The following is a 22,480-nucleotide window of genomic DNA, read 5'->3' on the forward strand; positions in this document are numbered from 1 at the left end:
GGCGCGGCCGAACCGGCCGGCGCAGGCGCCTTGGGTTGGGGCGACCTTTGCGGCGCGGGGGCTTCGGCCTCGGCGGAACGCTTCCCGAACATGGCTATTTCCGCCGGAACAGGGCCGACAGAAGCGAGGACTTCTGCGGCGCGGGGGCTTCGCGACGGCTGATCTGCTGGGCGAGTTCGGCCAGGGCTTCGGTCGTCTTGCCCCGCGGCGCGACCTCCGCCAGCATCTGGCCGTTATTGGCCGCCTGACCAAACAGCTTGGGCTCGAAAGGCAGCACCAGGGCCGGAACCAGGTCGAGAGCCTCGCCGAAGTCCTTGACCGGGATTTCCGGACGGCCGGGCACGCCCACCTGGTTCAGGATGAGGCGCGGCGCCGCGTCATTGGGGCGGGCGCGACGGACCAGGTCCACCAGGTTCTTGGCGTTGCGCAGGGAGGCCAGGTCCGGGGTCGCGACGATCACCAGATCGTCGGAGGACAGCAGGATCCGACGCTTCCAGGCGGTCCACACATGGGGCAGGTCGAGGACCACGAAGGGGGCCGCGCCGCGGATCTTCTGAGTCACCTCTTCGAAGGCGTCGGCAGAGATCTCATAGTCCTGGTCCAGCGAGGCCGGCGCGGCGAACAGACTCAGCCGGTCGGTGCAGCGGGCCATCATCCGGTCCATCAGGACGGGATCGAGGCGGTCAGGCTCGCCCAGGGCGTCGGCCACCCCCTGCAGCGGGTCCTGGTTGAAGTCGAGGCCGGCGGTGCCGAAGGCGAGGTCCAGGTCGACCAGCACGGCATTGGCCGCCAGCCGCTCGGTGATGGCGTGGGCGATGTTGTGGGCCAGGGTCGAGGCGCCGACCCCGCCCTTGGCGCCGCAGAAGGCGATCTGCCGGCCCACGAAGGGGGCGCTGGGATCGGCGTAGAGGCCGGCGATCGACCGCACGAACTGCAATGGCTTCATCGGCGGGACGAGGTACTCGCTCACCCCTCTGCGCATGAGCTCGCGATAGAGGGCGATGTCGTTGGCCGCGCCGATCACCACCACCTTGGAGCCGGGGTCGCAGACCTCGGCGAGCTTGTCGAGGTGCGCCAGGAGCTGGGCGCCGCCCTCGCAGCACTCCACCACCAGCAGGGGCGGAGTCGGCTGGTTCTGATAGGCGGTGACGGCCGCCGCCAGGCCACCCTCGCGCACCGTGACCGTGGCCCGCTCCATGCGGCGGTCCTTGGCGGCATGTTCGATCAGGTCGGCGGTGCGGTCGCGCTCGGTGAAGGCATGGATGGTGATCCGCGGCACGGAGGTGTCGCCGAAGGCGGCCTCCGCCGAGGCCATCATCTCGTGAACCGGATTGTCGGTGGCCGGTTCAGCCGCTGTGGAGCGACGGCCTTGGACAGGGGGATCGATCCGCAGGGGATCGGCGGCCACGGCCCGCGCCGCCGGGGGTTCGAGATCGGCGAACGGATCGCGATCGGGGGCCGGACGCGCGGCCGGCGCGCCCCAGGCGTCATCGCCCGGCGCGCCGAAGTCATCGTCGGCGTCGAACTGGAGATCGAATGGGTCTGGTCCGGAACTCGCGCGCATCAGGCCCCTACCTCACGACCTGGGAGACGAGGCCGGTGGACCGGTCGTCAGACTCGGTCGAGGTGATCTCGCCGTCACGGTACTTGGCCAACACGTCGGCGCGGCGCGCGGCGTCAGGCGCATCCATGGTCCGTGGCCCAACCAGGTCGGCGGGATTGGCGATCTGGGCGGCCAGGTTGGCGGTCACGGCGCAGCCGAAGTTGGCCGACACCCGATTGTTCCAGCTGCTGCTGAGATTGTCCCAGCTCTCGCCGCAGTCGGGGACCTGCGCCTCATAGCGGAGATAACCGACGATCATCGGCGCCGGGGCGGCGCCCGTCGCATCATAGCCGACCACCTGGACGGCCGCCGGCGGCGCCCCTTGGGAGATAAGAAAGGCGCGCACGCTCTCACCCATCCGATAGGCCGCCGCGGAGTCCACGCCGCGGGTCGGCGCCTGGATGCGGATGACGCCGCCATCGGCCGCGCGCCAGCCGGCCACCAGGCCCGCAAGCGCGTCGGCCTGGGGTCCGGAAATCCCTTGCGCATGGATCGCCAGCAGAACCTCTTCCGGACGCGGGGTCACCTGGGCGCGATACTGGTCCAGCGGGGTGGCGGGTTTGGCCACCGCACCCTCGCGGGGCGGCGCCGAGGCGCAGGCGGCGAGACCAGCGGCCAGGGCCAGGGGCATGAAACGACGCAGGGTGCGGGTCATGGCGGCGCTCACTCGATCACATAGCCATAGGGGCCCTGGTAGGCCGGCGCGCCTGGCGGCTGCGGCTTGGCCTTGTAGGCGCGATTCAGGCGCCCCAGGAGGATGGTTTCCGGATCCGACGCGATCCGCAGACCATCGGCCGGGGTCTGCAAGCTATCCGGCGAGGTCGGCTGGACGAGATAGGGGGTGACGATGATCACCAGTTCGGTCTCGCCCTGCAGATAGTCCCGTGACCGGAACAGCGTGCCGAGCACCGGCAGGTTGGTCATGCCCGGCAGGGAGTCCACCGCCTGCTTGGTCTGTTCGCGCAACAGGCCCGCAATCATCATGGCGCCGCCCGAGGGCAGCTCCACCATGGTCTCGGCCCGGCGCACGCTCAGCGCCGGGATGACTAGGGCCGGCGCGCTCGCGCCATTGCTGACCGTGAAGGACCCCTCATTGGTGAGCTCGGAGACCTCGGTGGAGATCCTCAGGGAGATCCGCCCCCCCGACAGGACCACCGGCGTGAAGCCCAGGCCGACGCCGAAGGGCTTGAACTCGATGCTGATGCGGCCGGTGTCGTCCTGACCCACCGGCACCGGGAACTCGCCGCCGGCCAGGAACTTGGCGGCCTCGCCCGACACCGCCGTCAGGTTGGGTTCGGCCAGGGTTCGGACCAGGCCCACCCGTTCGAAGGCCTCGATCATGGCCTCGGCCTGGTTCAAGCCGGGATCGCCGGCCAGGCCTTCCTTGATGGTCGCCGTATCGGAGTTTCCGCCGCTGCGTACGACGTAGTCGCAGAGCACGTCAGGCGCTTCCGGCCAGCCGCAAGGGCGCTGCATGATAGGTTGTTTGGTGGTGTCGAGGTTGTAGCCCCCGGTGAGGCCGCCGATCAGGCCGCCATTCACCGCGAAGGAGGCGGCGTTGTTGAACATGTACTGGGGTTCGCCCAGCTGGTTCAGGACCGCGTTGGTGTTGAAGCCGAGCTGTTTGATGACGGTGCGCTGCACTTCGACGATGCGCACCTTGAGCATCACCTGGTCCTTGCCGGCGATGGACAGCATGTTGAGCACCTGATCGGGCTCGGCCACCGCCGCCCGGGCGATCTGCAGCGCCTTGTCGGCGTCCGACAGACTCATCACCTCACCCGACAGGATCAGGCTGTCGTTCATGGCGTCGACCCGCACGCGCGCGCCCGGCAGCAGGCGGTTGATGGTCTGGGCCACCGCGCCGGTGTCCTGATCGACCCGGATGTCGAGGGACAGGATCCGGCGGCCTGCGCCGTCGAAGAAGACCGCGTCGGTCTGACCGGCCGCCACGCCAAGCACATAGATCCGCCGGGGCGAGCGCAGCACCGCGTCGGCCACCTCGGGATTGGTCACCAGGACGTCGCGGGCGTCCACCGGCAGCTCGATGATCGCCGATTTACCCCGCGGCAGGGTCAGGGCCTGGGTGGCGCCGCCGCCGGCCAGATCGACGCGGATGGTCGAGGCCTGGCTGGCGTAGTTCGGGGCCGAGCCTGCCAGGTCTTGAGCGCTGGTCGGAAGCGCCGTGAGCAGGCTGAGGCCCAGGGCGGCCGCCATCAGGGGGGAAAGACGCCTCATTGGACGGAAACCTCGGTCATCTCGCCGTCGCGATAGATGCGCACGGTCTGGCTCTCGGCCTCGGCCATGCCCCCGCGGCCCACGGGCCCGCCGATGTCGGTATAGGCGCGCAGGGCGAGGATCATCTCGCCGGCCGCCTTGCCCCGCACCAGGACCTCGGCGTCGGCGGCGGGCGCCTCGAGGGTGGCGACGGCGCCGATCATCGTGTTTGAATCTTCGGCCGGCTCCGTGGCCTGGTCGATGGCCAGGACCCGTAGGTTGCGCATCAGGGTTTCGGTGATCACCGCACCCTCGGAGTCCTCGCGGCTCTGCAGCACATCAACCCGGTCGCCGGGCAGGATGAAGCCGCCGCCAGCGGTTTCGGCCGAGACCGGCACAGAGACGGCCCGCATGCCGGGGCCGAGGACGACAGACATGTAGCCGCCCTCCCCGCCGCGGATGACCTTGCGCGTGGTGACGGGCTCGCCTGCGGCGATGGCTTCGCGGACGATCGCGCCCTCGAAGGCCTGGATCGGATTGTCGCCCATCAGGGTGGCGGCGGCCTGGCCAGCCTTCTCAGCGACCCTTTCGGCGCCGTCCTTGGGCGGAATGGCGGTCTTGCCATCGGTGACGAAGGCCGGGTTGAGCGCCTCCACCGGCCAGGCCTGCCAGCCCAGCATGGTCGAGGTGATGCGGGTTCCGACGGCGAGGTCTTCCTTGGCCACCAGGACCTGGGCCACGGGGCGGGCTTCCGCCGGAGCGGCGACCTCGGACGGCTCGCCGGAACTCATCATCCCGCGCACAATGAAGGCCAGCAGGATGGCGGCTACGGCGGCGGCGGCCAGAATGGCGATGCGGACGGCGCCCATGAAATTCCCAATACGCTCCCGCTGGCGGGGATGGGGCGGCGCGCCGGTTCCGGCGGCCAACCGCGACTCAAAATCGTTCTGCGGCCTTCTGGCGGCGTGATCCTTGTCGGGCGCCCATGGTTAACAGCGGCTAAAGGAGGGCGGCCGTGGCGAGGGCCCGGACCAGGGTGCTGCCGGGAAAGGCGGCGAGGCCGCCGATACAGATGGCCAGGCCGTAGGGAACGTTCTCCCCCGGCTCGGCCAGACGGCTGAGCCAGGCGGGGCCAGCCGACACGTACCGGCGAAGCAGGATCGAACGCATGGCCAGGAGTGTGACCGCCAGGACACCGCCCGCCAGGGCCGTCACCAGCAGGAAGGTCGCCGAGGCCGGCCAGCCGAGCCACAGGGCCGTGGCGGCGAACACCTTGGCGTCGCCGCCGCCGATCCAGCCCAGAGCGAACATCGTCATGCCGGCGATCAGAGCGCCAAAGCCGATCGTCGCGTGCAGCCCCAGGGCGTGGGGGCCAAGGCCGAGGACCAGCGCCGTGGGAAAGAACGCGGCGATCAGCGCCAGGGAAATCCAGTTGGGGATCGTGTAGGTGGTCACATCCTTCAGCGCCGCCACGATCAACAGGGCCGGGCAAACGACAAGCAGGACGGCCTGGGCTTGGGCGATCATGGGCGGGCTCTTGCGGCAGGCGCGGAACGCGCGTCGGAGCCCGCAACGTACTCTTGGCGAGTGAACGCTTGGTTTCTCGCTCATGAAGAAAGGCCGCGGCGTCTCCGCCGCGGCCCCGAAAGTCTGGTCGTTTTCTTCGCCGCTTGAACGCGGCCTTTGCCTAGGTCTGGGGCATCTTGCCGGCGATCAAACCGAAGGTGCCGGCGATCTTGCCCGACAGAGTGTTCAGAGCGGTGATCAGCACGACGGCGATCAGGGCGGCGATCAGGCCATACTCGATGGCGGTGGCGCCGGACTCATCTTTCAGGAAGCGCGTGACGAACTTGGACATTGCTCGATCTCCTATGTTGGCGAGCAGATTGATCGGGGATCAGGCCTTGGTGGTCTGCTCGCCCCGAATTGCAGGGTCACAATGCCGCAGCTGGCTTAATGCCGAGTAAATCAACGAGTATTCGATTCAATTTTGTTTTGGTTTACTTACGTTTACTATTATCACTTGTTAACCACGAGGGCAGATTCCAGTGGATTCAGCGACAATCCCTCTATGATTCACGCACGCGCGCGAGTCGGCTCGGATTCAGCCTTTGTTGACCATTCGGATCGACTCTGACGGCTCAAGTCCTGACGCTCGCAGTCCACCGGAATCGCCATGCTTCGCCTCGCCGTCTGCGCCCTCGCCGGCCTCCTGATCGCCGCCCCGGCGGCGGCGGCGCCCCTGTCGGTCTATCTCGATCAAGGGTCTCAGGTCCGGCTGGCCGGCGCCGCGCGCAATGTTGTCGTGGCCAATCCGCGGGTGGCCGACGTCAGCCTGCTGGGCGCTCGCGATCTGGTGGTGATCGGCAAGGGCTATGGCGTCACCAATGTCGTTGTGACCGACGCCCAGGGCCGCACTCTGTTCGACCGTGACATCGTGGTCAGCGCCCGGAACGAAGGTCAGGTCTCGTATTTCCGCGGCGGCGAAACCCGCACCTTCTCCTGCGCGCCGCTGTGCCAGTCGATCGGCGGCGACACCCCTCAGACACCGGTTCCCTGAGGGCTTAAGCATCGCTTAGCCCAATCGGTCTAGGGTCCGCGCAAACCGGATGGACTCGCAGAATGCCGCGCGCCGCCCACAACCTGATCCATGCCCTGCGCGCCTTCATCGGCGCCCGAGAGGGTGCGACCGCGGTGGAGTTCGCCTTCATCGTGGGCCCCCTCCTGATGCTGATCTTCGGCATATTGGAGCTGGCCCTGGTGTTCATGATGTCGACGGCCCTGGAATCGGCGACCACCAGCGCCGCCCGGGCGATCCGCACCGGCGAGTTGCAGACAAGCGGCGGAACCAGGGAAAGCTTCGCTGAAGCGGTCTGCGACCGCATGAGCTGGCTTGGCCCCAGTTGCGGCAGCAACCTCTATGTCGATGTCCGGACCTATGACGACTTCACCAGCCTGAAGGACGACCCGGCCGAGGGCGGAAGCACCTTCAACGAAAACAACACCTGCTGGTCGCCGGGCGGCCCGGCGGACATCGTGCTGGTCCGCACCTATTACAGCTGGCAGATCTTCACGCCGCTGATCAGCAACGCCCTGGTCAATTCCGGCACGGACAAGCGCCTGTTGACCGCCGTCGACGCCTTCCGCAATGAGCCCTACAGCGATCAGGCGCCAAGCGGGGCGGGCTGCAAATGATGGGGGCAGTTCACCGCCTGATCCGCTTCGCCCGCGACCGCAAGGGCGTCGCCGCCGTGGAGTTTGCGCTCATCGCGCCGGTGCTGATCCTGATCTATATGGGCCTGGCCGAGGTCACCATGGCGCTGATGGCCGATCGCCGCGCCAGTCACGCTACGGCCGTGGTCGCCGACCTGGTGGCCCAGGACACCCTGACCACCCGCGGCGAACTGAATGACCTGTTCTCGATCGCCGAAGAGATCCTCTCCCCCTTCTCCCCTGCCGGCATGAAGATCCGCACGACAGCCATCCGGGCCGACGCCAACGGCGTGCCCAAGGTGGTGTGGAGCCATGGCAAGGGCATGGCAGCCTTTGGCAAGGGCTCCACGGTCACGGGCCTGCCCGCGAATCTGATGGCCGCCTATGACACCCTGATCATGAGCGAGATGACCTACAACTATGACTCGCCCATGAAGTACGCGATCCCCAACGCCCTGAACTTCAAGGACACCTACTATCTCCGCCCGCGTAAGCTGGAGATGGTGAACTGCACCGACTGCTGATCCTAGGGCAAGGCTTCCGCCAAAGCGTCGAGCAGCGGCGGCCGCTTCAAGGGGCGCTCGTCCAGAGTGGTCGCCGGCCGTAGGCCGATCAGGCTGTTGGTCAGAAAGACAGCCTCGGCATGCCCCAGGACCGCTCGCCCGGCCCGCACCTCACGCACCGCCACGCCCAGGACAGCCGCCCGGTCCATCACCGCCGCCCGCGTCAGGCCATCGAGCACGCCGCAGTCCAGGGCCGGGGTGAAAAGCTCGCCATCCTCAACCCAGAAGATATTGGCCGCCGCGGCGCAGGCCACATCGCCATCGGTGTTGAGCATCACCGCCTCGTCCGCGCCGGCCGCCTGCGCCTCGCGCCGGGCCAGCACATTGTCCAGATAGGCCAGGGTCTTGTGTCGCGAGGTCGGCGATCCAGCGTTACGCCTAACACTGACGGTCGCCAGACGCAGGAGTCCGGTGGGCCGCGGCGCAGGCGCGAGGCTCGCCAGCAGGCGAGGCGCGAGGAGGGGCGGCCGGTCCAGGCCTCGTCCGCCCGACCCCGCCGTCCAGGTCAGCCGCAGCGCCGCCCGTGGCGAGGCCGCCGCCGTCGTCAGGGCCTGTCGCGCGGCGGCCAGGGCCTCGTCCTCGGTCGGTTCCGGCAGCCTAAGAGCAGCGCATCCTCGACGCAGCCTGGCCATGTGCGCCGCCCACCAGACCGGTTCTCCATCGATCACCAGCAGGGTCTCGAACAGGCCGTCGCCCAGCAGCAGGCCACGGTCGTCCAGGGGCAGACTCATGGCGCGCCTCGCGGGTCAGAGGAAAGGGCCGCCAGCAGGGCGGAGATCTTGGCCTCGGTCTCCAGCCGCTCGGCGACGGGATCGCTGTCGGCCACCAGGCCGGCGCCGGCCTGGGCCTCCACCTGCCAGCCCTCGACCGTCTCCACGCAGGCGGCGGTGCGGATCAGCACGCTGGAGTCGAAGGCCCCATCAACGCCGGCCCAGAAGATCGCGCCGCAATAGGGACCTCGCGGCGGCTCGAGGCTGGCGATCACCTTCATGGCCTGGATCTTGGGTGCCCCGGTGATGGAGCCCGGGGGAAAGGCCGCCCGCAACAGGTCGGCCGCCCCCTGCCCCGCCCGCAGGACGCCTGTCACCGTGGAGACCAGGTGATGCACATTGGTGAAGCTCTCGACGGCGAACAGGTCCGGGACCCGCACCGTGCCCGGCCGACAGACCCGGGCGAGGTCGTTGCGCATCAGGTCCACGATCATCAGGTTCTCGGCCCGGTCCTTGGGGCTGGCCAGCAGCTCGGCCGCCAGCGCGGCGTCCTGGACGGCGTCACAGCCCCTGGGGCGCGTGCCCTTGATGGGACGGGTCTCGGCGGTCAGGCCGGTCGGCCCCCGGCGCAGGGCGACGAAGCGTTCGGGCGAATTGGACACCACCGCCCGCCCTGGCAGGCGCAGATAGGCTGCGAACGGCGCCGCCGAGCGCCGGGCGAGGCTGGCGAACAGGTCATAGGGACTTGCGCCCGACGCCAGCGCGCCAGTCCATCGGCGAGCGATATTGGCCTGGAAGATCTCGCCGGCGGCGATCCGCCCGACCACCTCGGCCACGGCGTCCTCATAGGCGCCGCCTGGGGAGACGGCCATGGGGCCAGCCAGCACGGCTGGCGGCGTGGAGCGGGGTCCGACGTCCAGGGCGGCGAGCAGTGCATGCGCCCGCTCCAGGGCCTGCTCCCGGCTGTCGCCGCGGCCGATGGCCAGCAGCCGTTGCGCCTGATGATCAAAGGCCAGGACGGCCGGATAGAGCCCCACCGCCAGATGCGCCCAGTCAGGATGCGCCGCCAGGTCCAATCCTTGCGCGCGGGCGCCGAGCTCATAGGTCGCCAGGCCCGCCACGCCCCCCTGGAAGGGCGGCCCGTCGGCGAGCACGTCTCCCTCGGGGATCAGATCAGCCAGGGCTGCGAAGGGATCGCCCGCCTCGGCGGCCTCGACCACCAGCACGCGCTGCGGCCGGGCCGCCAGATAGGACCAGCGCCCGCGCTCGCCCCCGCCACCCGACAGCAGACACAGGCTCCAGGCCTCGTCCGCCAGGGCGGCGAGAGCCAGGGCGGGATCACGCCAGGGGGCGGCGATCTGGACGACACGACGCATGCTCGCGCCTTAGCCCCCTAAGGCCCCGCTGGAAAGCGATCAGGCCGCCAGCTTGGCGTCAGCGGCGGCCAGGGCCTTGTCCTTGGCGCCGGCGAAGCCCTGGACCGCCAGGGCCTCGGCCAGGGCCGTGAGGCAGAGGCGGACATGCCAGGGGCTGGCCGAGGCGCCCATCAGCCCGATCCGCCAGACCTTGCCCTTCAGCGGGCCAAGGCCGGCGCCGATCTCCAGATTCCAATGCTCCAGAACGTGATTGCGGACGGCCGCCTCGTCGATCCCCTCGGGGATCTTCACCGTATTGAGCTGCGGCAGGCGATGCTCGGGCGCCACCAGCATCTCCAGGCCCAGGGCCTCCAGCCCCGCCACCAGCGACTCGTGCATCCGCGCGTGGCGGACGAAGGCCGCCTGCTGGCCTTCTTCGAACAGGGCGACCAGGGATTCATGCAGGCCATAGAGGGCGTTGATCGGCGCGGTGTGGTGATAGGTCCGGCCGCCCTCCCCGCCCCAGTAGCTCATGAGCAGGCCGATATCGTAGAGCCAGTTGCGCGGCTTTTCCTTGCGCGCGGCGATGGACGCCACGGCCCGCTTCGAGAAGGCCACCGGCGAGAGGCCGGGCGGCGCCGACAGGCACTTCTGCGTGCCGGAATAGACCACGTCGGCGTCCCAGGCTGCGGCATCCACGGCGATGCCCCCAAGCGAGGTCACGCAGTCGACGATGGAGAGCGCGCCGTACTTGCGGGCCAGGGCGCAGAGGCTGGCCGCATCGCTGCGCACGCCGGTGGAGGTTTCAGCATGGACGAAGGCCAGCACCTTGGCCTGGCGGCCGGCCAGCGCCGCCTCGACCTTGGCCGGGTCCACAGGCGTCCCCCATTCGTCGTCCACCGTCACCACCTCGGCGCCGGCGCGGCCGGCCATGTCGACCATCCGCGTGCCGAACACGCCATTGACGCAGATCACCGCCAGGTCGCCGGGCTCCAACAGGTTCATCAGGGCCGCCTCCATGCCCGCCGTGCCCGGGGCCGGCAGGGGCACGCAGATGTGATCTGGCGCATTGAACAGCCGCGACAGAGCCGCCTTGATCTCCTCCATCAGCCCCTGGAACGCAGGGTCCAGATGGCCGATCGTCGGCCGGGCCAGGGCGGCCAGCACCCGCGGGCTCACATCGGACGGGCCGGGGCCCATGAGGATGCGGCGGGGGGGTTGAAAGCTCTGCATGGCGACCTCCGGGTGACGACCTGATTTCACGCCGAGGTGATTAGGCCGAGAGGGCGCCCGAGCGCAAATCTTGTCGCTGAGCCTTGTCGGAGGTTCAGCCCCTGGAAGCGCCCGGTGACGACGCGGAGGTCGACGCCGGGCGTAGGCTTTTCAGGCGCCGCAGCGGCCTCCCCTAACGCGTCTCACCTGGCAGGGTCTTGCGCCACTCCGCCCAGAGCTGCGCCCGGGCTCGGGGGTATTTTTCATCCAGGAACAGCGCGCTCACCACCCGATCGGTGCGGAAATGGCGAAAGCCCTGGCGCAGCTCGCACCAGGCGCAGATCAGGCGCGTGGTGTCGAAATAGCCGATGGTCACCGGCCAGATCACCCGGGTGGTGACGGCGCCGAGCTCGTCGCGATAATCCAGCGCCACCTTGCGCTGATCGCGCAGGCAGGCCCTCAGCTGGGCCATGTCCAGGGCGTCGCGGGCGGCGTCGTGACGGCCCGAGGCCATCAGGGGCGAGGAACTGATGAAGGGGCGCAGCTCCGCCGGGATCACCTGGGCGATCTTGGCCACCAGATCCTGGGCGGCGCGGGCGAGGTCGGGATCGCCGCGGCCGCCGACCCACTGGGCGCCCAGCAGCACGGCCTCCAGTTCCTGGGCGGTCAGCATCAGCGGCGGCATGTCGAAGCCGTCCTCCAGCACATAGCCGACGCCGGCTTCGCCGCGGATCGGCACCCGCTGGGCGATCAGGTCGGCCATGTCCCGATAGAGGGTGCGGAGCGAGGTCTCCAGCTCCGCAGCGAGCGCCGCGCCGGTCACCGGCCGGCGGCTGCGGCGCAGGATCTGGATGATCTGAAACAGGCGGTCGGCCCGACGCATCGACGGCTCCACAAGGCTTGGCGAGGCTGCTGACAAGACGCTGACAGGAGGGGGTCTTTATCACGCTCTGGACGGACGCGGAGAAGCAAGATGATCACCCTCTACGGCTTTGGCCCAGCCTTTGGCCTGCCTGACGCCAGCCCCTATGTGATGAAGACCGAGGTCCAGCTGAAGATGGCGGGTCTGGGCTATCTCAAGGTGGCCGGGGACCTGGAAAAGGCGCCCAAGGGCAAACTGCCCTATCTCGACCACAGCGGTCGCGTGGTGGCCGATTCCACCTTCATCCGGCTTCACCTGGAGGCGGCATATGGGATCGACTTCGATGAAGGCCTCTCGCCGGCCGACCGCGCCCAGGCCTGGGCCACCGAGCGGATGATCGAGGATCACCTGGGCTGGGCCCTGGGCTATTGCCGCTGGCTGATCCCGGAGAACTTCGCCAACGGGCCGGCGCACTTCTTCGACGACGTGCCGGAGCCCGCCCGCGCGCAGGTTCGCGCCGAGGTTCTGGGCGAGGTGCGCCACGCCATGACCGCCCACGGCGTGGCCCGCCACAGCCTTGGCGAGATCGCCATGCTGGCCGATCGGTCCCTGGCCTCGCTGTCGGCGCTGCTGGGCGACCGGGTCTTCGTGATGGGGGAGCGTCCCACCTCGGTGGACGCTGCAGCCTTCAGCTTCCTGGCCGGAATCTATTGCGAGGCCTTCCCCTCGCCGGTGCGGGACGCGGCCTGCGCCTATCCGAACCTGACGGCCTATGGCGAACGGATGATGCGGATGTTCTTTCCGCAATACACCCGTCAGGCTCAGGACGCCGCCTAGGTCCTAGGCAAGAATTCGTTCGGCGATCGCCTCGCGCATGGCGGCGTCGACGCCGAGCGCCTGCTCCAGATAGCCGTCCAGCGAGCCGCACTGGTCGCGCATGACCGCGAAGGCGGCCTGCAGATATTCCGGATGGACGCTCAGCGCCGTGCGCACCGCCTCTTCGGTGGGCGCGCGGCCGGCGTGCTCGGCCACGAACTCCATCATGAAGGGAACGCGCCGCGCGATGCGGGTCTCGTCGTTGGTCAGCAGATAGTCAGCGATCAGGTCGTCGTCATGGACGCCGGCCATGTGGTGGGTGAGCGCGCACAGCATGCCGGTGCGGTCCCTTGCCCGCCACGCAATGCACCAGAACCGGCCCTTCAGAGGCCGAAAGGGCGCGGAAATAGCGCGAGAACAGGTCCAGGTGACGGGCTTCGAACGGGGCTTCCCGATAGAACCGGACCCCGTCGGCCCGGAAGAAGTCGGCGCTGATGTCGGAGTCCTTCAGGGCCGCCAGCCACGGGTCGCCGGGCTCGCCCAGGTCGTTCTCGATCACATGGGCCATGAAGCCTTCCGGCCGCAGGGAGGGCTCACGCACCCGCTCGGCGGGCCGCCGCAGATCGACCACCACCGAAATCCCCAGCGCCCGCAGCCATTCGAGATCCGACGGCGTGGCGCGGCCGTGGTTGGCCGAGCGATAGAGCAGGCCAGAGCGCAGCCCTCGACCGCAGGCGGTGTCGTAGCCTCCGAAGTCGCGGAAGTTCTCGATGCCTTCGAAGTCCATGTGTCGTTGCATCGGCAGGCTCTAACCCTGGCCGCCGACGAAATCCAGGGCCTGGACGCCGGGGCTCCGGCGCCACAGGCTGGCGCCATGACCGAGCCCCAGACCACCCGATTCCAGAGCTTCGACGGCGTCGAGATCGCCGTCCACACCGCCGGCGCCGGCCGCCCCGTCGTGCTGCTGCACGGCTTCTTCTCCAGCGGTCAGCAGAACTGGTTTCTGCCCGGCCATGCCGAGCGACTGGTCGCCGCCGGCTTCCAGGTGATCGCGCCGGATCTGCGCGGGCACGGGAAGTCGGGCGCACCGGTGGAGGCGGAGGCCTGGCCGCAGGACGTGCTGGCCAGGGACCAGGCCGCCCTGATCGCCCATCTGGGCCTGAGCGACTTCGACCTGGTCGGCTATTCGCTTGGCGCGCGGACCTCGGTGCGCGCGGTCATCGGCGGCTTGGCGCCCCGGAAGATGGCGCTGGGGGGCATGGGCGCTTCAGGGATCATGGCGGCCGGCGCTCGGGCGGCGATGTTCGAGGACTCCATCCGCAATGGCGCGAACGCCCGCGACCCCCGGGCCGGCAAGTTCATCCAGGCGCTGATGGCCGAGATGGGCCTCAACCCGCAGGCCATGCTGGGCGTGCTGGCCGCCTTCCAGGAAACCACCGAGGATCAGATCGCGGCGATCCAGGTCCCGACCCTGGTGGTCTGCGGCGACGCTGATCGGGACAACGGCTCGCCCCACGAGCTGGTCGAGCTCCTGCCCCGGGGCGAACTGGTCATCGTGCCCGGCGACCACCGCGCCGCGGCCGCGACGCCGGAGCTGGGCGAGGCCGTCGAGAGCTTCCTGACGGCCTAGCGCTCTAGCGGAACGGCGGCTCGTCGAAGCTGCGCAGCTTGCGCGAGTGCAGGCGCGGTCCCTCCTCGCGCAGCAGGTCGAGGGTGGCCAGGCCGATCTGCAGATGCTGGCCGATGGCCCGCTCATAGAAGGCGTTGGCCTGGCCCGGCAGCTTGATCTCGCCATGCAGGGGCTTATCCGAGACGCACAGCAGGGTGCCGTAGGGCACCCGGAACCGGTAACCCTGGGCCGCGATGGTTGCGCTTTCCATGTCGATGGCCACGGCCCGGGACTGGTTGAACCGGAGCGCCGAGAGGGAATAGCGCAGCTCCCAGTTCCGGTCATCGGTGGTCACCACCGTGCCGGTGCGCAGGCGGCGCTTGAGCACATCGCCGGCCTCTCCGGTCACCAGCTCGGCGGCCCGGTTCATGGCCACCTGAACCTCGGCGATGGGCGGGATCGGGATTTCCGGCGGCAGGACATCGTCCAGCACGTGATCGTCGCGCAGATAGGCGTGGGCCAGGACGTAGTCGCCGATGGTCTGGCTGCCGCGCAGGCCGCCGCAATGGCCGATCATCAGCCAGGCCTGGGGCCGCAGGACGGCCAGGTGGTCGGTGATCGTCTTGGCGTTGGACGGGCCGACGCCGATGTTGATCAGGGTGACGCCGCGGCCGTCCTTGGCCATCAGGTGGTAGGCGGGCATCTGGTGGCGCCGCCAGGCCGCCTCGGCCACCACGAGCTCGGGGTTTTCCGTCTCGGCCGTCACCACCACCCGGCCGGCCGCCGACAGGGCCGTATAGGGGCCGCCGGCCTTCAGCTGGGCGCAGGCCCAGGCGACGAACTCATCCACATAGCGGTGGTAGTTGGTGAACAGGATGAAGGGCTGAACATGCTCGGCCGGGGCGCCGGTATAGTGGGCCAGGCGGGCCAGGGAGAAGTCGGTCCGCAGGCCGTCGAACAGGGCCAGCGGGCGAGCCTCTTCCAGGGCCGGCGTCCAGAAGCCGTCGGCGATCTCGTCTCCGATATGGGCGAGCTCTGTGGTGGGGAAGTGCCGGGCGATCTCGCGGGCGCCCACATCGGCCTTGGCCAGGTCCACCGTGCCGTCGAGCACATAGGGGAAGGGAATCTCCTGGTCCGAGCGCCCGACCTCGACGGTCACGGCGAAGTCCTGCATCAGCAGGGTCAGCTGCTCCACCAGATAGGCGCCGAACAGGTCGGGCCGGGTCACCGTCACCGCATAGGTTCCCGGGGCCGAGAGGCGGGCATAGGCTCGCGACAGTCGGGGGAAGTCCTGCCCGGCCGGCCAGGTCAGGCGCAGCTCCGGATAGGTGAAGGCGCCGGTCGCCCGAAGCGCCGGATCGGGCGGCGAGCCGTCGGCGAGGAACTTCTGCAGGGCGCCGCGAAGGGCGCCGACCGAGGCCTCATATTCCTCGGTGAGCCGCGCGAGAATGGCGGCGGGATCGTTGGTTCTTGTCATGGTCGATCATAGCGCCGCTCGGTGACGGTTTCGAGAGGCCGCAAGCGCCCATGTGCTTGCGCAAGAGCCTCGCCGTTCCCCATATCTGGCGCCTGGAACAATCGCCGAACGCAAGATGCACAATCACCTGAGAACCTTCACCCTGCTGGCCGCCCTGACCGCCCTGTTCATGGGGATCGGCTTCATGATCGGCGGGGCCAGCGGCATGCTGATCGCCCTGGTCCTGGCCGGGGGCATGAACCTGTTCAGCTACTGGAATTCCGACAAGATCCTCCTGAAGATGCACGGTGCCCAGCAGGTCGATGAGGCCCACCCCGAGGCGCTGGTCCGCAACTATGTGCGCGACGTGTTCGACATGGCCGATGGCGCCGGCATGGCCCGGCCCAAGGTCTATGTGATGGCCACCGACCAGCCCAACGCCTTCGCCACCGGCCGCAATCCGGAGAACGCCGCGGTCGCCGCCACGCAGGGCCTGCTGCGGATGCTGGATCGCCGCGAGGTGCGCGGCGTGATGGCCCACGAACTGGCCCATGTGAAGAACCGCGACACCCTGACCATGACAGTGACGGCCACCGTGGCCGGCGCCATCTCGGCGCTCGCCAACTTCGCCCTGTTCTTCGGCGGCAATGACCGGGAGCGTCCGGGCGGAATCATCGGGACCATCGCCCTGATGATCCTGGCGCCCATGGCCGCAAGCCTGGTGCAGATGGCCATCAGCCGGGCCCGGGAATACGAGGCCGACCGCGGCGGGGCCGAGATCTGCGGCGATCCGCAGGCCCTGGCCGACGCCCTGCAGAAGATCGAGCACTATGCCCGCGGCACGGTGAACCTGCCCGCCGAGCGCAATCCGGCCACCGGCCAGATGTTCATCATCAACCCCCTGTCGGGGCGCGGGGCGGACAATCTGTTCTCCACCCACCCGGCCACCCAGAATCGGGTGAAGGCGCTGATGGAGATGGCCGGCAAGGTGGCGGCCCCGGTGCAGCGGGCGGCGCGGGCCGTCGGCACGGCGGTGCCGGTCACGCGGCGTTCGAAGGGCGGGCCCTGGGGTTAAGGCCCCTGCACGACGTCACCCTAGGGCTTGACCCGAGGGTCCATGCACACCTGGCCAGGCCGGTGTTCATGGATGGTCGGGTCAAGCCCGACCATGACAGAGAAATGGGGCGGAGGAGGCCGCAGCGCGGCAGAAATCTCCCCTACTCCGCCGGCAGGGTGTTGTCGGTGCGCTTGGTGAGCAGGCGGTCGAACTCCGACCAGACGCCGGAGTCGCCATGCCACTGGCCCTTGGTGGCGGCCTTGGAATACTCGGTGGAGCGGGCCTCGAAGAAGTTGGCGTGCTCAACCCCCGACAGCATCGACTGCAGCCACGGCAGGGGGTTTTCCTTCACCCCATAGACCTCGGGCAGGTGCAGCTGGCGCAGGCGCCAGTCGGCGATGAAGCGGATATAGGCCTTGATGTCGTCGGGCGTCATGCCCTGGACCTCGCCGGCCTCGAAGGCCAGGTCGATGAACTTGTCCTCCAGCCCCACCACGGTCTTGCAGCAGTCGACGATGTCGTCGGCCACCGACTTGGTGACCACCTTCGTCTCGGCGTTGAAGGCGTGATAGAGGCGGATGATCCCCTCGCAGTGCAGGCTTTCGTCGCGCACCGACCAGGAGACGATCTGGCCCATCCCCTTCATCTTGTTGTGACGGGGGAAGTTCATCAGCATGGCGAAGCTGGCGAACAGCTGCAGGCCCTCGGTGAAGCCGCCGAACATGGCGAGGGTGCGGGCGATGTCGGCGTTCGAATCGACGCCGAACTTCTGCATGTAGTCATGCTTGTCGCGCATCTCCTGGTAATCCAGGAAGGCGGTGAATTCGCTGTCCGGCATGCCGATAGTTTCGAGCAACAGCGCATAGGCGGCGATGTGGATCGTCTCCATGTTGGAGAACGAGGCCAGCATCATCTTCACCTCGGTGGGTTTGAACACCCGCCCGTAGCGCTCCATGTAGTTGTCGTTCACCTCGACGTCGGACTGGGTGAAGAAGCGGAAGATCTGCGTCAGCAGGGCCCGCTCCTTGTCGTTCAGCTTGGCCGCCCAGTCCTTGATGTCCTCGCCCAGCGGCACCTCTTCGGGCATCCAGTGGACCTGCTGCTGCTTCTTCCAATAGTCGTAGGCCCACGGATAGCGGAAGGGCTTGTACGCATAGGACGGCGTCAGCAGGCCAGGCAGGGAGCTGTGGGTGGCGTCGGTCACGGCGAGACTTCCCCGGATGCGGATTGTCGTAGGGTGGATGGCCCACGTTAACAGCGATCCAGACAACATCTAGTGGGAAGTCACCCATAAGCGCCAAGATGTTGTGAACAAGGGTGCGACCTATGGACCGGGGTCCATGGACCGGCGGTCCCTCGGCCCGCCTAGTTCGATGGCTTGATCGAGAAGGACAGGGCGAGGATCTGGTCGTCGCGGGTTTCCTGGCCCCAGATCATGTGCTGGCCCTTCACCTCGCGATGGACATAGCCCAGGGCCGCCTGGACCGGCCCCTTGCGCCAGCCGACCCCCACATGGGCGTCGCCGATCAGGGCGCTGGAGCCGTCGGTGGACCAGCCGGCCTGGTCCCAGCCGCTGTCGCTGCGCAGCATGTTGAGCCCGACGGCCCGGCCGCTGGCGGCGGCGAAAAGATACCAGCGTCCGGCCTCGCCAAAGGCGTCGCCATCCCGCACGCCCATGGCGTTCAGCCGGTCTTCGACCTCGCTGTCCAGGTTCTGGCCGAGACGCACTTCGGCGCCCGCTTCGGCCTGACCGCCGCCCACGCCAAAGCCCACCCCGGCATGGGGCGATACATCGACGTCATAGTCGCCGGCCGCGAAGGTCACGGCCGCCGGCCAGTCGCGGACCATGGCGACCTCATAGGCCTGGGCGTCGAACTCGGCCCGCTCGGGATTGAGCGGCAGGCCGCCGGGACCACGCAGGGGGCCGCCGACGCTGACCCGAAGGGAATCGACCGCACCGCTCTCGGTGACCCCGAGGGGCACCGAGCCGGAGCGCCAGCGAACGGGGCCCTGGCCCACCGCGAAGGCTTCGGGCGTCGTCACCTTTTCATCAAATTCACCAAAGACGGACTGCGGCGCAAATGCGGCGTCCATCAAGTCAAAGGCGACCTGGGTCGATTCAGCATTGAGGGTGGCCGAACTAAAGTCTTGCGCCGCCACAGACGTCGCGACCCCAAAACCCATGATGATGGCCAATCCCGCCGACAGCCGCACTTGCTACTCTCCCTGTCCCCTCATCTACCGCAGAGTGGCAGATGACATCCTTCCATGTCGTTTCAATGTGGGGAAGGTGACAGAGGTTCCCGGTTGATCTGGTCACGGGGTCGTGCACCCGCCAGGCGCACATGAAAACGCCGGCGCCTGGGGAAGCGCCGGCGATTCGATCAGCCAGACGGGCCGCCTATTGGCAGGCCAGGCATTCCTCGTAGTCGGTGCGGCCCTCTTCCGGCGGCGCCATGGCCGGGATGATGCCGGCGGCGGCCACCGCGGCCCCGGCGTGGGAGGCCCGCTGCACCGACTTGGAGCGGAGATAATAGAGAGACTTGCAGCCCCGCTCCCACGCCATCCAGTGCAGCATGTGCAGGTCCCACTTGTCGACGTCGCCGGGCAGGAACAGGTTCACCGACTGGGACTGGCAGATGTCCGGGGTGCGGTCGGCGGCCAGTTCGACGATCCAACGCTGATCGATCTCGAAGGCGGTCTTGTAGACATCCTTTTCGTCGTCGCTCAGGCCATCGAGGTGCTGCACCGAACCCTCGTTTTCCAGGATGGTGTCCCAGACGGCCGGGGTGTTGAGGCCCTTTTCCTCGAGCAGGCGCTCAAGATAGGGGTTCCGGACGGCGAAGGTGCCCGACAGGGTCTTGTGCGAATAGATGTTGGCCGGGATCGGCTCGATGCCGGCGCTGGTGCCGCCGCAAATGATCGAGATCGAGGCCGTCGGCGCAATGGCCAGCTTGTGGGAGAAGCGCTCCATGACGCCGCGCTCGGCCGCGTCCGGGCAAGGGCCACGCTCTTCGGCCAGCCGGCGGCTGGCGGCGTCGCAGTGGCGGCGCAGGTGCTTGAAGAGACGCATGTTCCAGGACTTGGCCAGCGCGCTTTCGAAGGGCACGTTCTGGGCCTGCAGGAAAGTGTGGAAGCCCATCAGGCCCAGGCCCACGGAACGCTCGCGGATGGCGGCGTAGACGGCGTTGTCCATCTCGCCGGGCGCCCGGCTGATGAAGTCCTGCAGCACATTGTCGAGGAAGCGCATCACGTCCTCGATGAAGGTCGGATGGTCACGCCATTCCAGGAACTTCTCGGCGTTCACCGACGACAGGCAGCAGACCGCCGTACGGTCCTTGCCCAGGTGATCGACGCCGGTGTGCAGCATGATCTCCGAGCACAGGTTCGACTGCCGGACCTTGAGCCCCAGCTCGCGCTGATGCTGCGGCATGGAGCGGTTCACGGTGTCGGAGAAGATCAGATAGGGCTCGCCGGTCTGCAGGCGGATCTCGAGGATCTTCTGCCAGAGCGACCGGGCGTCCACCTCGCGGATCACCTCGTTGGTCTTGGGAGAGCGCAGGCCAAACAGCTCGCCAGCGCGCACGGCCTCCATGAACTCGTCGGAGATGCTGATGCCGTGGTGCAGGTTGAGCGACTTGCGGTTGAAGTCGCCCGACGGCTTGCGGATCTCGAGGAACTCTTCGATCTCGGGATGGTGGACGTCGAGATAGACCGCCGCCGAACCGCGGCGCAGGGAGCCCTGGCTGATGGCCAGGGTCAGGGAGTCCATCACGCGGATAAAGGGGATGATGCCGCTGGTCTGGCCCGCGCCCTTCACCTTCTCGCCGATGGAGCGGACGCCGCCCCAATAGGTGCCGATGCCGCCGCCGTTGGAGGCGAGCGCCACATTCTCGTTCCACACGCCCTGGATGCCGTCGAGGCTGTCGCGCACGGCGTTCAGGAAGCAGGAGATCGGCAGGCCGCGGTCGGCGCCGCCGTTGGACAGCACCGGCGTGGCCGGCATGAACCAGAGGTTCGAAATGTAGTCGTAGATGCGCTGAGCGTGGTCCGCGTCATCGGCGAAGGCCGTGGCGACACGGGCGAACATGTCCTGGTAGGACTCGCCGGCCAACAGGTAGCGGTCCTCCAGCGTGGTCTTGCCGAACTCGGTCAGCAGGGCGTCGCGGCTGCGATCGACCTCCACCTTCCGAACCAGCTGCAGCTGGGGCCGTTCGGCTCGGTCTTGCGCCGCCGAAGCCGCCTCAGAAACCTTCAACATCGCCGCTTCACTGCCGCTCATGGCCAAAACCCATAACTTTCAGGGGCTTCGAGCCCATGCCCGATATTCCGCCCCACCGCTATATATTGTGGCCGCCCACCTGGCGACACCACTATATGGGGCCACAGAGGCTAACGACTCGTCAACGGGGTGCGACGGTTCGCCCCCAGGGATTTTCGTTACCGAGATCTTAACGCAAGGAGTCCGCCCACTGATCGCAATGGGGTTTCCGCCGCCGCCGTCCCCGGAGCTTCACGCGACTGTGACAATAGGCCCGGGCGCCCGACGCCGAAACGCACAGACACCAGGCGCCGGCTTGCCATCCGGGATGCAAGAAGCTACGCCACGACCTGTCATTGGGGAGTAGCCGCCCGTATCTCCAGCGGGGGGCGCGTCAACAGACTTGTCGACAGGGCCTTGGCCCTTCCGGCATGGCGCGTCCGGCGGATCGAGCTTGGCGAGACCTTTGGCTTTCGCGCGTCCACCATGCGGGGTCGGAGGCGTCGATCGCCATGGGTATGCGCTGTCCGACCCCGCCGGGACATGACATTGGAAGCCTTCCTCATTTCCACTGGCCTGGTGGCCATCGCCGAGATCGGTGACAAGACCCAATTGCTGGCGCTGCTGCTGGCCGCGCGATTCCGCCGGCCGTGGCCGATCATCGGCGGCATCTTTGTCGCCACACTGGCCAATCATGCTCTGGCCGCCGGCCTCGGGGCCGTGGCGGCCGCCTGGCTGCAGGGCCCCTGGATGCGTTGGATTCTCGGCGGCCTGTTCCTGGCCTTCGCCGCCTGGGCGTTGATTCCCGACAAGCTGGAGGACGAGGACGCGCCGGCCCCCCGCCCCGGGGCTTCGATCTTCTGGACGACCGTCGTCGCCTTCTTTTTCGTGGAGATGGGGGACAAGACCCAGGTGGCCACCGCCGCGTTGGGCGCCCAGTTCCAGGACGTGATCCTGGTTACGGCAGGCACCACCGCCGGCATGATGCTGGCCAATGCGCCGGTGGTTCTGCTGGGCGACGCCGCCGCGGGACGCCTGCCCCTCAAGCTCATCCGCGGCCTGGCGGCCGGGGCCTTCGCCCTGATCGGTCTCTGGATCCTGGCCTTCGGTTGATCGACCGTTCGCGGCGCTGGCAGGCCCCACAAACGAAAGGAGCCCGGCCTTGCGGCCGGGCTCCCCATCGGTTGGCTTAGCGCCAGTCGAAGATCGATATCAGAAGTTGATGTCGATGGTCGAACGACGGTTCAGCGGTTCCTTCACGCCGTCGCCGGTCGGGACAGCCAGTTGGCTCTCACCCTTCCAGTCGACCTGCAGCGCGCCTTGGTTGACGCCCATGCCGACCAGCTGGTCAGCCACGGCCTTGGCGCGACGTTCCGACAGGCGGACATTGTACGCCGGCGAGCCGGAGGAGTCGGTGTGACCGATCACGACGACCTGGGTGGCGTTGCCGCCCTGGGCGTAGTTGGCGGCCTCAGAGACCACGGCCTGGGCTTCCGGCGTCAGGATGTACTGATCGAACGGGAAGTAGACCACGAACTGCCGGGCT

At 68.2% G+C, this 22,480-nt stretch carries 24 protein-coding genes and 1 riboswitch; of the genes, 7 read left to right on the top strand and 17 right to left on the bottom strand.

Going from position 1 to position 22,480, the window contains the following annotated elements; all coding sequences use genetic code 11:
* Nucleotides 1-94: 94 nt before the first annotated feature.
* The 6 genes from V7702_RS12060 to V7702_RS12085 form a co-directional block, all read right to left on the bottom strand.
* On the bottom strand, nucleotides 95-1,564 hold the full coding sequence (locus tag V7702_RS12060) for an AAA family ATPase (RefSeq protein ID WP_335650351.1): 1,470 nt from the start codon (nucleotides 1,562-1,564) through the stop codon (nucleotides 95-97).
* 7 nt (nucleotides 1,565-1,571) lie between these two features.
* On the bottom strand, nucleotides 1,572-2,258 hold the full coding sequence (locus V7702_RS12065; RefSeq protein WP_335650352.1) for a CpaD family pilus assembly protein: 687 nt from the start codon (nucleotides 2,256-2,258) through the stop codon (nucleotides 1,572-1,574).
* An 8-nt stretch (nucleotides 2,259-2,266) separates the two neighbouring features.
* Nucleotides 2,267-3,841 (bottom strand): type II and III secretion system protein family protein, encoded by a 1,575-nt coding sequence (locus V7702_RS12070; RefSeq protein WP_335650353.1) that lies wholly within the window; start codon nucleotides 3,839-3,841, stop codon nucleotides 2,267-2,269.
* The gene (gene cpaB / locus V7702_RS12075) at nucleotides 3,838-4,749 is read right to left on the bottom strand and encodes a Flp pilus assembly protein CpaB (protein WP_335650354.1); all 912 of its coding nucleotides are present in this window, start codon (nucleotides 4,747-4,749) and stop codon (nucleotides 3,838-3,840) included. The genes V7702_RS12070 and cpaB overlap by 4 nt, the downstream gene beginning before the upstream one ends.
* 70 nt (nucleotides 4,750-4,819) lie before the next feature.
* Nucleotides 4,820-5,347: an A24 family peptidase gene (locus V7702_RS12080; protein WP_335650355.1), complete on the bottom strand. Its 528-nt coding sequence runs from the start codon at nucleotides 5,345-5,347 to the stop codon at nucleotides 4,820-4,822.
* 160 nt (nucleotides 5,348-5,507) lie between these two features.
* Entirely contained in the window at nucleotides 5,508-5,678 is a 171-nt protein-coding gene (locus V7702_RS12085) for a Flp family type IVb pilin (protein ID WP_335650356.1), read from the bottom strand.
* 318 nt (nucleotides 5,679-5,996) lie between these two features.
* Between V7702_RS12085 and V7702_RS12090 the strand changes: the two genes are divergently transcribed.
* The 3 genes from V7702_RS12090 to V7702_RS12100 all read left to right on the top strand — a co-directional run bounded on the left by V7702_RS12090 (nucleotide 5,997) and on the right by V7702_RS12100 (nucleotide 7,557).
* Entirely contained in the window at nucleotides 5,997-6,380 is a 384-nt protein-coding gene (locus V7702_RS12090; protein ID WP_335650357.1) for a pilus assembly protein N-terminal domain-containing protein, read from the top strand.
* 62 nt (nucleotides 6,381-6,442) lie between these two features.
* A complete protein-coding gene (locus V7702_RS12095) occupies nucleotides 6,443-7,015 on the top strand; it encodes a TadE/TadG family type IV pilus assembly protein (protein ID WP_335650358.1) in 573 nt (190 codons plus the stop codon).
* On the top strand, nucleotides 7,012-7,557 hold the full coding sequence (locus V7702_RS12100; RefSeq protein ID WP_335650359.1) for a TadE/TadG family type IV pilus assembly protein: 546 nt from the start codon (nucleotides 7,012-7,014) through the stop codon (nucleotides 7,555-7,557). Before V7702_RS12095 ends, V7702_RS12100 begins: the two co-directional genes overlap by 4 nt.
* Before the next feature lie 2 nt (nucleotides 7,558-7,559).
* Here V7702_RS12100 and V7702_RS12105 read toward each other — a convergent pair whose 3' ends face one another.
* From V7702_RS12105 to V7702_RS12120, 4 genes are all read right to left on the bottom strand, one after another.
* Entirely contained in the window at nucleotides 7,560-8,327 is a 768-nt protein-coding gene (locus V7702_RS12105; protein ID WP_335650360.1) for an aminotransferase class IV, read from the bottom strand.
* Entirely contained in the window at nucleotides 8,324-9,682 is a 1,359-nt protein-coding gene (locus V7702_RS12110) for an anthranilate synthase component I family protein (protein WP_335650361.1), read from the bottom strand. Before V7702_RS12110 ends, V7702_RS12105 begins: the two co-directional genes overlap by 4 nt.
* Nucleotides 9,683-9,721: 39 nt before the next feature.
* Complete coding sequence (locus tag V7702_RS12115; RefSeq protein WP_335650362.1) at nucleotides 9,722-10,894, bottom strand: pyridoxal-phosphate-dependent aminotransferase family protein; 1,173 nt, start codon at nucleotides 10,892-10,894, stop codon at nucleotides 9,722-9,724.
* Between the two features lie 172 nt (nucleotides 10,895-11,066).
* On the bottom strand, nucleotides 11,067-11,756 hold the full coding sequence (locus V7702_RS12120; protein WP_335650363.1) for a helix-turn-helix transcriptional regulator: 690 nt from the start codon (nucleotides 11,754-11,756) through the stop codon (nucleotides 11,067-11,069).
* A gap of 90 nt (nucleotides 11,757-11,846) precedes the next feature.
* On the opposite strand from V7702_RS12120, the gene V7702_RS12125 reads away from it, so the two are divergent.
* On the top strand, nucleotides 11,847-12,572 hold the full coding sequence (locus tag V7702_RS12125) for a glutathione S-transferase family protein (RefSeq protein ID WP_335650364.1): 726 nt from the start codon (nucleotides 11,847-11,849) through the stop codon (nucleotides 12,570-12,572).
* A gap of 3 nt (nucleotides 12,573-12,575) precedes the next feature.
* Here the strand turns inward: V7702_RS12125 and V7702_RS12130 are convergent, their stop codons facing one another.
* Both V7702_RS12130 and V7702_RS12135 read right to left on the bottom strand, forming a co-directional pair.
* The gene (locus tag V7702_RS12130) at nucleotides 12,576-12,887 is read right to left on the bottom strand and encodes a tyrosine-protein phosphatase (RefSeq protein WP_335650365.1); all 312 of its coding nucleotides are present in this window, start codon (nucleotides 12,885-12,887) and stop codon (nucleotides 12,576-12,578) included.
* Complete coding sequence (locus V7702_RS12135; RefSeq protein ID WP_335650366.1) at nucleotides 12,847-13,350, bottom strand: tyrosine-protein phosphatase; 504 nt, start codon at nucleotides 13,348-13,350, stop codon at nucleotides 12,847-12,849. Before V7702_RS12135 ends, V7702_RS12130 begins: the two co-directional genes overlap by 41 nt.
* Between V7702_RS12135 and V7702_RS12140 the strand changes: the two genes are divergently transcribed.
* Nucleotides 13,339-14,181: an alpha/beta fold hydrolase gene (locus V7702_RS12140; protein ID WP_335650367.1), complete on the top strand. Its 843-nt coding sequence runs from the start codon at nucleotides 13,339-13,341 to the stop codon at nucleotides 14,179-14,181. The genes V7702_RS12135 and V7702_RS12140 overlap by 12 nt on opposite strands.
* Nucleotides 14,182-14,185: 4 nt before the next feature.
* On the opposite strand, the gene V7702_RS12145 is transcribed toward V7702_RS12140, so the two are convergent.
* Complete coding sequence (locus tag V7702_RS12145) at nucleotides 14,186-15,637, bottom strand: AMP nucleosidase (RefSeq protein WP_335650368.1); 1,452 nt, start codon at nucleotides 15,635-15,637, stop codon at nucleotides 14,186-14,188.
* A gap of 115 nt (nucleotides 15,638-15,752) precedes the next feature.
* On the opposite strand from V7702_RS12145, the gene htpX reads away from it, so the two are divergent.
* Complete coding sequence (htpX, locus tag V7702_RS12150) at nucleotides 15,753-16,691, top strand: zinc metalloprotease HtpX (protein WP_335650369.1); 939 nt, start codon at nucleotides 15,753-15,755, stop codon at nucleotides 16,689-16,691.
* 142 nt (nucleotides 16,692-16,833) lie between these two features.
* On the opposite strand, the gene V7702_RS12155 is transcribed toward htpX, so the two are convergent.
* The 3 genes from V7702_RS12155 to V7702_RS12165 all read right to left on the bottom strand — a co-directional run bounded on the left by V7702_RS12155 (nucleotide 16,834) and on the right by V7702_RS12165 (nucleotide 20,961).
* Nucleotides 16,834-17,877: a ribonucleotide-diphosphate reductase subunit beta gene (locus V7702_RS12155; protein WP_335650370.1), complete on the bottom strand. Its 1,044-nt coding sequence runs from the start codon at nucleotides 17,875-17,877 to the stop codon at nucleotides 16,834-16,836.
* 161 nt (nucleotides 17,878-18,038) lie between these two features.
* The gene (locus V7702_RS12160) at nucleotides 18,039-18,716 is read right to left on the bottom strand and encodes a lipid A-modifier LpxR family protein (protein WP_335650371.1); all 678 of its coding nucleotides are present in this window, start codon (nucleotides 18,714-18,716) and stop codon (nucleotides 18,039-18,041) included.
* A 358-nt stretch (nucleotides 18,717-19,074) separates the two neighbouring features.
* Nucleotides 19,075-20,961, bottom strand: coding sequence for a ribonucleoside-diphosphate reductase subunit alpha (locus V7702_RS12165; RefSeq protein ID WP_335650372.1), 1,887 nt, complete (start codon nucleotides 20,959-20,961; stop codon nucleotides 19,075-19,077).
* Between the two features lie 319 nt (nucleotides 20,962-21,280).
* A riboswitch (yybP-ykoY riboswitch) is annotated at nucleotides 21,281-21,467 on the top strand.
* A 16-nt stretch (nucleotides 21,468-21,483) separates the two neighbouring features.
* On the opposite strand from V7702_RS12165, the gene V7702_RS12170 reads away from it, so the two are divergent.
* Entirely contained in the window at nucleotides 21,484-22,047 is a 564-nt protein-coding gene (locus V7702_RS12170; RefSeq protein WP_442958417.1) for a TMEM165/GDT1 family protein, read from the top strand.
* A 99-nt stretch (nucleotides 22,048-22,146) separates the two neighbouring features.
* Here V7702_RS12170 and V7702_RS12175 read toward each other — a convergent pair.
* A partial coding sequence (locus tag V7702_RS12175) for an OmpA family protein (RefSeq protein WP_335650374.1) occupies nucleotides 22,147-22,480 on the bottom strand: 334 nt, incomplete at its 5' end.

The sequence above is a fragment of the Phenylobacterium sp. genome (genome assembly GCF_036963605.1).
Lineage (GTDB): Bacteria > Pseudomonadota > Alphaproteobacteria > Caulobacterales > Caulobacteraceae > Phenylobacterium.